The following is a 7,025-nucleotide window of genomic DNA, read 5'->3' on the forward strand; positions in this document are numbered from 1 at the left end:
GTGCTGTGCTGTGCTGTGCTGTGCTGTGCTGTGCTGTGCTGTGCTGTGCTGTGCTGTGCTGTGCTGTGCTGTGCTAAGGCACGTACAAATATACTGATTTTATGTGAATTACACAAGTTTTTCATAATATTTTTTTCTAAGTTAGGTGTATTTTATCTCCTATAATGAAAATAGACTTCCTAAATCTACGTTAGTGTTCAAAAAAGAAGGACAATTTTCTATAAGAGATTTTGCATGGGACAAAGCTAATTATTTTTTATTAACAAAACAATAGTTAATTCCCATGTAGAATGTTAAAATTTACATGAATATTTATTAAGTACGATGGTTAGATGTACCCAAAATTCATATAAAAACACGATTTCAAAGGATTTAATCACAACTATCCGAAACTTTTATTTTAAAAATTTCGGATAGTTGTGATTTGTAATGAAAAAATAACCAAAACTGATAACACTTTTATATCTCAACATAAGTTTAAAGCTATCAGCAAATAATACCTAAGTAAAAAGTTTAACATTTAAAAATACTGCTATTTTCCACGACAATGAAGCAAAATTTACAGATAAAAACTTTTCTTGGCACGAGTGAAAATGCGGTAAAATCACAGATTTATATAGCTTTGATTTACCTTCTTCTGTTGATTGATTAAACGATTTTACAGCGATAAAAAGACGGCATTTAGTAATTTTTACGAGAAAATAAGGGTCTGTCCGATGCACTATCTGACGCTGAATTATGTATGCAACGAACTGAAACCGATTGTAAAAAAAGTAAAAAAAACACCTGAAAACACACTTTTTGACAGAGATAATTCCGCACAACAAACAAGTCTGCCCTTATAAATAATGGGTTGACAAGGGTTTTTATCACGTTTTCAAAAAACTTTCGGACGGCTGTGATTTGGCATGTGTATATTTATCAGGCATAAGTTTTTCTTTATACTACTATAAGTAAAATTTATATCCATATAAAACATTTCAATATGAAAGCCGATGGTATACTTAATTTAAAATTGTAACTTTGCGGACATAATAAATTTTAAAAAACAGAATAATATGTCTTTCGTAGGAAAAAAATTCCCAAACTTTGCGGTGAACGCTATGAGCGATTTGGGAGATACGTTTAAAATTAACGTATATGAAGAAGCAGTAAATGATAAGAAAAAAGTGCTATTGTTTTGGTATCCAAAGGATTTTACATTTGTTTGTCCAACCGAGTTACATGCTTTTCAAGAAGCTTTAGCTGAATTTGAAAAAAGAAACGTAAAAGTAATTGGAGCTTCGTGTGATACAGCTGAGGTTCACTTTGCTTGGTTAAACACACCTAAAGACAATGGAGGAATTGAGGGAGTTACTTACCCTATTTTAGCAGATTCAAACCGTAATTTGGCTCGTGCATTGGATATTTTGGATTCCAGAGAAGTTTATGATGAGGTAGCTGACACTTATCTGCAAGAGGGTGATGACGTACCTTACCGAGCTACTTACTTGATTGATGAGGATGGAAAAGTGTTTCATGAGAGTATAAACGATATGCCATTAGGGCGTAACGTGAAAGAGTATATTCGTTTGGTGGATGCTTACACCCATGTTCAAAAGCACGGAGAGGTTTGTCCTGCAAACTGGGAGGAAGGAAAAGAAGCAATGAACGCTAATCGAGATGGTGTTGCAGAATATTTAAAATCACACTAAAATGCAAGAATTAGCTCAAGATAATCTACAGGAAGTTGTTGCTTCAAATGATGTCGTTTTTGTTCAATATGGAGCAGGATGGTGTGGGAATTGCAAAATCATGAAGCCTAAATTCAAAAAATATGCTTCGGAAACTGCTGACGCGGTGTTTGTTTACGTGGATGCTGAGAAATTCCCTAATTCACGTCAATTAGCAAAAGTAGACAATTTGCCAACCTTTGCAGCCTTCAAAAAAGGTGCGTTGGTGAATCAAATTCAAACAAACAAGGCTGAATCCTTAAAACAGTTCATCGATGAGACTACCGCTAATTAAACATATGGTGCAATTCATTAGTGAAAACGACCAAGATTATGTTCATGAAACCATTGAGACACTTGAAAATTTGATAGAGTGTGATCATCTCAAAGATGAGGAGTTGGACGTAATTGGCGAATTACTGTCAAATCTTTACGGAGCCATTGAGGTTGACACTATGATTAAGGAGGGAATGCCCCAAAAAGAGGCCCTCAATAGTTTTATGAAACGCGTTGTAGGGGCTATTGACAAGTAAGTAGCTATTGTAAATCACACAGTATTTTGTATCTTTGCCCTAGAAAAATATTCCTTTTTTTGAATTAAAAAAGAGGTAAAGAGGTGAAATGTTTGTATAATTGCGTTGTATATAGTAAATCGTAAAAGGGAAAAGAGAGAGTCAAATGGATTCTTTCTTTTTCTTGTTTTTCAAACGTATATATTTAGTATAAAATAATTGTAAAATGAAAAAAAAATTATTATCAGTTAGTTTGCTTGTTGCACTTGCTTTTGGGAGTTGTACAGGAAACAAATCGCAAACTGGCAGTACGTCTGTAGAAAGTAGTACAGAATCTATCGTAGAAGTTGTGGAGCTTCCTGAAGAAATTAGCATCACGCAATCAGAAGATGATATTCAGGTGTATACCGTAAAAATCGGAAACGACCCAGATAAAAGCCATCTTACGGCATCTTTCCCTATTACGGCATACGATTTCGTCAATAAAAATGAAAAGTCTTTTACGGAAAAACTTATAACCGAGTTTAAAACTGCAGCTAAAGATTATCAGGATTCTGAAACTTCGGCTTTGGATTTTAATCAACATTTTGAAGTAAAGTACCATTCCGAAGATTTTTTAATATTCCTTTATGAAAGAAATGTTTCCTATGGGAATAACTACGACAATAGCCATTTTGTTTCTGTTTTTAATTTAAAAGACAAGAAAAAAATGGAGCCTGTGGATTTTTTCAAAAATCAAGAAAGTTTTGAAAAATTTGCTTCAGAAGTAAATCTTATTGCTACTGATTTGGTAAAGAAAAGAATTTACGAAGATACTAATTATGCTAATGACGGGGAACGCGAACAGGTTTTGGAATCGTCCAAAGATATGATTCAAGAAGGAACAGCCCCTACTTCAGCAAATTACGACGCTTTGTTTTTTGACCAAAAAGGAGAGTGGTATTTACTTTTTGATAAGTATCAAATCGCTAGTGGAGCTATGGGAGATTTTTCTGTAAAAATTCCACATGATTTGGTAAATAAATACATGAATGAAACCTTTTTGAAAATTTTCAAAAAAGAAGATATTGTTGAACAATCTGCTGGAATAGAGGTTTCTGAGCCTAAATATTCGGAAGTGGATTGTTCCAAAGTACCGTGTGTGGCTCTTACTTTTGATGACGGACCTTCGGTGTATACAGCCCAGTTGTTGGATGCTCTCAAAGAAGAAAATGTAAAAGCAACTTTTTTTGTGTTAGGAAAATCTTCATCAGTACAAAAGCAGACTATCAAACGTATGGCAGAGGAGGGACATAATATCGGAAATCACTCGTACGACCATAAAGATTTTCGTAAAATTTCAAGAGAAGAAGCTGAGCGTCAAATTCAATTAACAGACGAAGTTATTGCAGGGATTACAGGTCAAAAACCCAGATACTTTCGTTTTCCCTACGGGGCTCATACTAAAGAGAACTTAGAGATGGTGGGCAGACCCGTAATTATGTGGAATGTAGACCCTTTGGATTGGAAACATCGTGAAGTAAACCGAGTAGCAGAAGCTATGTCAAAAGCATCTCCAATGGGAATCATATTGGCTCACGATATTCACAAAACAACTGTGCAATCCATCCCTCAGGTGATTAAAAATTTGAAATCACAAGGATATCATATCGTTTCCCTTGATGATCTTTTTCGTCATAAAGAACTTCAAAACGGTCACACGTACTCCAGTGGGAAGTAATTTTTTTATACATCAATTTGATTGACAAGGACTTTAACCCTCTGTTTACCAATAAATTGAAAACAGTTTAAATACCTATAAAGATGAGCACTCAATTATTTTATAGGTATTTAAACTATAAAAATTCTGTGGAAATATGCCTTTTTTAGAGAACAAAATACGATTGTTCGGTAATAAGAAAAGATAGGGAATTTTTACAAAATTCTTTATGCTATTCAAAATACAATAAAATCTCAAAATTGAGCACTCCTACCCCATAGCACTTTGCTTAGCTGTTACCAAAAAACACATTTTGAAATATGCTAATAAATAATTTCCAAAGAATTAAAGCAGATCCACAAAACTTTGCTATGAGAATAGGTTTTCATCAATAACATGGATGTCGTTTTTTTGAATTTATTTCAAAAAAGCAAGGAAAAAACGCTTAAAAATTTGTATCTTTGCACCCCAATAGGGTTTATTTTATGTTTTTTGTAATAAATCAGTAAAAGTAAAATTAGCAATGAGATACAAATTTATTACTACGCTCTTTTTTGCATGTTTTCAGCTACTTTTCTCACAAGAAAACATCAACACACAACTAAAAGTCAATGATATAGCAAACCTTTTTTCTGCCAGTTCGTTGCAGTGGTCTATTCCTGTTTCTTCTTCCGAAAAAGTCAATTTGCAATGGTACGAACGTAAAACTTCGTTCACCGAGAAAGAAGGTATCCGCACTTTCGTAGGATATGAAGGTGACTTGTTCGTAGCGACTCTGTCCATTTCAAAAGCAGGAGATGATATATCAGGGGACTTCACCTGGAAAGAACATCAATGGAAGATAGCAACCACTAATGATGGTTACCTTTTTATTTCGAAAGAGCATTCCGAAGGAGAATGTGGAGGTTGCCACAACGGACATTGTGGTACGCATAGCGATAAAAAATCCCTTCGAGGTCGCTTAACTGCCAGACCAGAAAAAATTGTTCGTAAAATCCCTACAGACAATGCGCTACGTGTGTTTCGTTTAGCCGTATTGGTGGATAAATATTATTATGACAGATATTATGGAAGCAAGGATGCTGTAAAAAGTTTTTGGAGTAGATTAGAAATTGCTCTTAACGAATACTACATTAGAGAAATAGGCATTAAACTTCAAATTGTGAATGATGATAGGCTTATCATTGATTCCAGTAAAGAAAAAGTTTTTGATGGAGAACTTTCTAACAAAATTTTAAATAAATCTACTGCTAAAATAAATGAACTTATTGGTAAAGATAGTTACGATGCAGGAATTATCATTTCAAGAAATAGTGACACTAATATTGCAGGGTTAGCATCTGTGGGAGCAATTAGACTTGACAGAATAAAAGCAAGAGCAATGGCAAACAATAGCTCACATATTATTGCTCATGAACTTGGACATTTATTTGGTTCATCACATACTTTTACAGTAGGTGGAACAGGAACGTATCAAACTGAACCGGGTAAAGGTCAGTCTATTATGAGCTACGGGCATCCTGTTAACTTTTTTTCGTTGCCAAGTATCTACTACATTCGTAGAAAAATATCAGAAATTGAACATAAAATTACTGAAATACAAACGTCTAATAAAGCTCCCATCATTAACAAATCAAAACTTAAAGAAGAATATACACTTCCGAAAGAGACTTTTTTCCAGTTTACAGTTGATGCAACAGACCCAGATAACGACCCCCTTTTGTATGCTTTTCATCAAGCAGATATTAATATATCAAATGCTGAATTTGAATCTGAAAAATCTACCGATAAAAATACAAAAGCATTTTATAATCACCGCGAAAAGGGAACTTTTGCTAAAAAAGAATATAACTTTAGCTCCGGAAAAGTATATACTTTTTGGTTAGGGGTGAATGATACTAAAAATACTCCTAATGAAAGAAATAACCACCCTACACGTTATGATATGTACGAAACCAAAGTCAAATTTGTAGAAGGAAAGCCTTTTAAAATAACAAATTTTCAAAGGAAATACAAAACGGGCGAAAAGGTAACCCTTACTTGGGATGTAGACCCAACCCTTTTTCAAAATACCAAAGTACGTATTTTACTCTCCGATGATTTTGGACAAACGTTCAATCACATCTTAGTTCCTGAAACAGAAAATGATGGAAGTTGCGAAATCGTAATGCCTAATATTACTATAGGAAGAGCCGTTTATCACGCAGATCAAAACGGAAGACCTATATTTTACTCTGGTTTAGGGCTTATTAAAATTGAAGTACTTGACCATATTGCTTTTGCTTTAACAGACAATGATGTTACTAACGGAAAAGGCGGTTTTGAGGTAGAAGCCTCTGCGATAACTTTCACCAAAACGCCTACAAAATATCTTAAAGTTTCTGATGAAAAAGATATCCCTAATGAGCCAATAGAAGCTGTATCAAATTGTACAGCTGATGGTAAAACACAAATAACACTAAATGAAGTAAAAAATCAAAACTTCATTACCAGAACTTGGATAGCTAAGGATAATTGTCATAACACCTCAAATTTTGTTCAACATATCGAAATTCAGGCTACTACTCCAAAGGATTTGGTATTTACAAAAACTCCTGAAGTTTTTCTTTCAGCTACTTGCAATGCCGTTCCGAGTGCTGATTATTCGCAATTTGCAACTGATGGTTGTGACTTGGTAAACATTACACATCAAGACACCAGAAAAGGAAACAACTGCAATTATACGATAGAAAGAGTTTACACTGCAACGGGTTGTAAGCAAAATCTTATTTTTACGCAAACTATTTCTGTAAGTGATGATAAAGCACCTACATTTAATGAACCTTTACCAACTGATATCTCTGTGGAAGAAGGAGATATTCCAGAGCAGATAGATTTAAGCGCTACGGATAATTGCTCTGAAAATATTCAAGTGACCAAGAGCCAAGAAAACAAGGAAGAAAATGGAAATAAAGTAATCATCTATAAATGGGAGGCTTACGATGATTGCGGGAATAAAGTTACTCATGAACAGAAAGTTACGGTTATTTCTTCAAAAATAGAATTTACAGGAGATTTACCTAAAGACATGACTATTTCCTGCGAAAAAGAAATACCGTCAGT

The 7,025-nt window shown here is 34.2% G+C and carries 5 protein-coding genes and 1 pseudogene; all 6 read left to right on the top strand.

The features are described 5' to 3' along the window. Window positions 1-523: 523 nt before the first annotated feature. Window positions 524-845, top strand: a pseudogene (locus CCAND38_RS12105) (IS4 family transposase); the annotation flags it as partial. A gap of 213 nt (window positions 846-1,058) precedes the next feature. Beyond that, window positions 1,059-1,694 carry a peroxiredoxin gene (locus tag CCAND38_RS09845; RefSeq protein ID WP_042005908.1) on the top strand — a complete coding sequence of 212 codons (636 nt, stop codon included), beginning with the start codon at window positions 1,059-1,061 and terminating at the stop codon, window positions 1,692-1,694. 1 nt (window position 1,695) lies between these two features. Next, complete coding sequence (locus tag CCAND38_RS09850) at window positions 1,696-2,007, top strand: thioredoxin family protein (RefSeq protein WP_042345115.1); 312 nt, start codon at window positions 1,696-1,698, stop codon at window positions 2,005-2,007. Continuing rightward, window positions 1,988-2,245: a DUF6952 family protein gene (locus CCAND38_RS09855; RefSeq protein ID WP_042345117.1), complete on the top strand. Its 258-nt coding sequence runs from the start codon at window positions 1,988-1,990 to the stop codon at window positions 2,243-2,245. Before CCAND38_RS09850 ends, CCAND38_RS09855 begins: the two co-directional genes overlap by 20 nt. Window positions 2,246-2,450: 205 nt before the next feature. Continuing rightward, window positions 2,451-3,944 (top strand): polysaccharide deacetylase family protein, encoded by a 1,494-nt coding sequence (locus CCAND38_RS12225; RefSeq protein WP_042345118.1) that lies wholly within the window; start codon window positions 2,451-2,453, stop codon window positions 3,942-3,944. A 502-nt stretch (window positions 3,945-4,446) separates the two neighbouring features. After that, on the top strand, window positions 4,447-7,025 hold a 2,579-nt coding region (locus tag CCAND38_RS09865; protein ID WP_082024980.1), incomplete at its 3' end, for a M12 family metallo-peptidase.

Origin of the sequence: Capnocytophaga canis (assembly GCF_000827555.1) — a bacterium.
Classification (GTDB): domain Bacteria; phylum Bacteroidota; class Bacteroidia; order Flavobacteriales; family Flavobacteriaceae; genus Capnocytophaga; species Capnocytophaga canis.

What these genes read in the sequence shown, in the direction of transcription:
- CCAND38_RS09845 (WP_042005908.1), top strand. Translation starts at nt 1,059, where the DNA reads ATGTCTTTCGTAGGAAAAAAATTCCCAAACTTTGCGGTGAACGCTATG.
- CCAND38_RS09855 (WP_042345117.1), top strand. Translation starts at nt 1,988, where the DNA reads ATGAGACTACCGCTAATTAAACATATGGTGCAATTCATTAGTGAAAAC.
- CCAND38_RS12225 (WP_042345118.1), top strand. Translation starts at nt 2,451, where the DNA reads ATGAAAAAAAAATTATTATCAGTTAGTTTGCTTGTTGCACTTGCTTTT.
- CCAND38_RS09850 (WP_042345115.1), top strand. Translation starts at nt 1,696, where the DNA reads ATGCAAGAATTAGCTCAAGATAATCTACAGGAAGTTGTTGCTTCAAAT.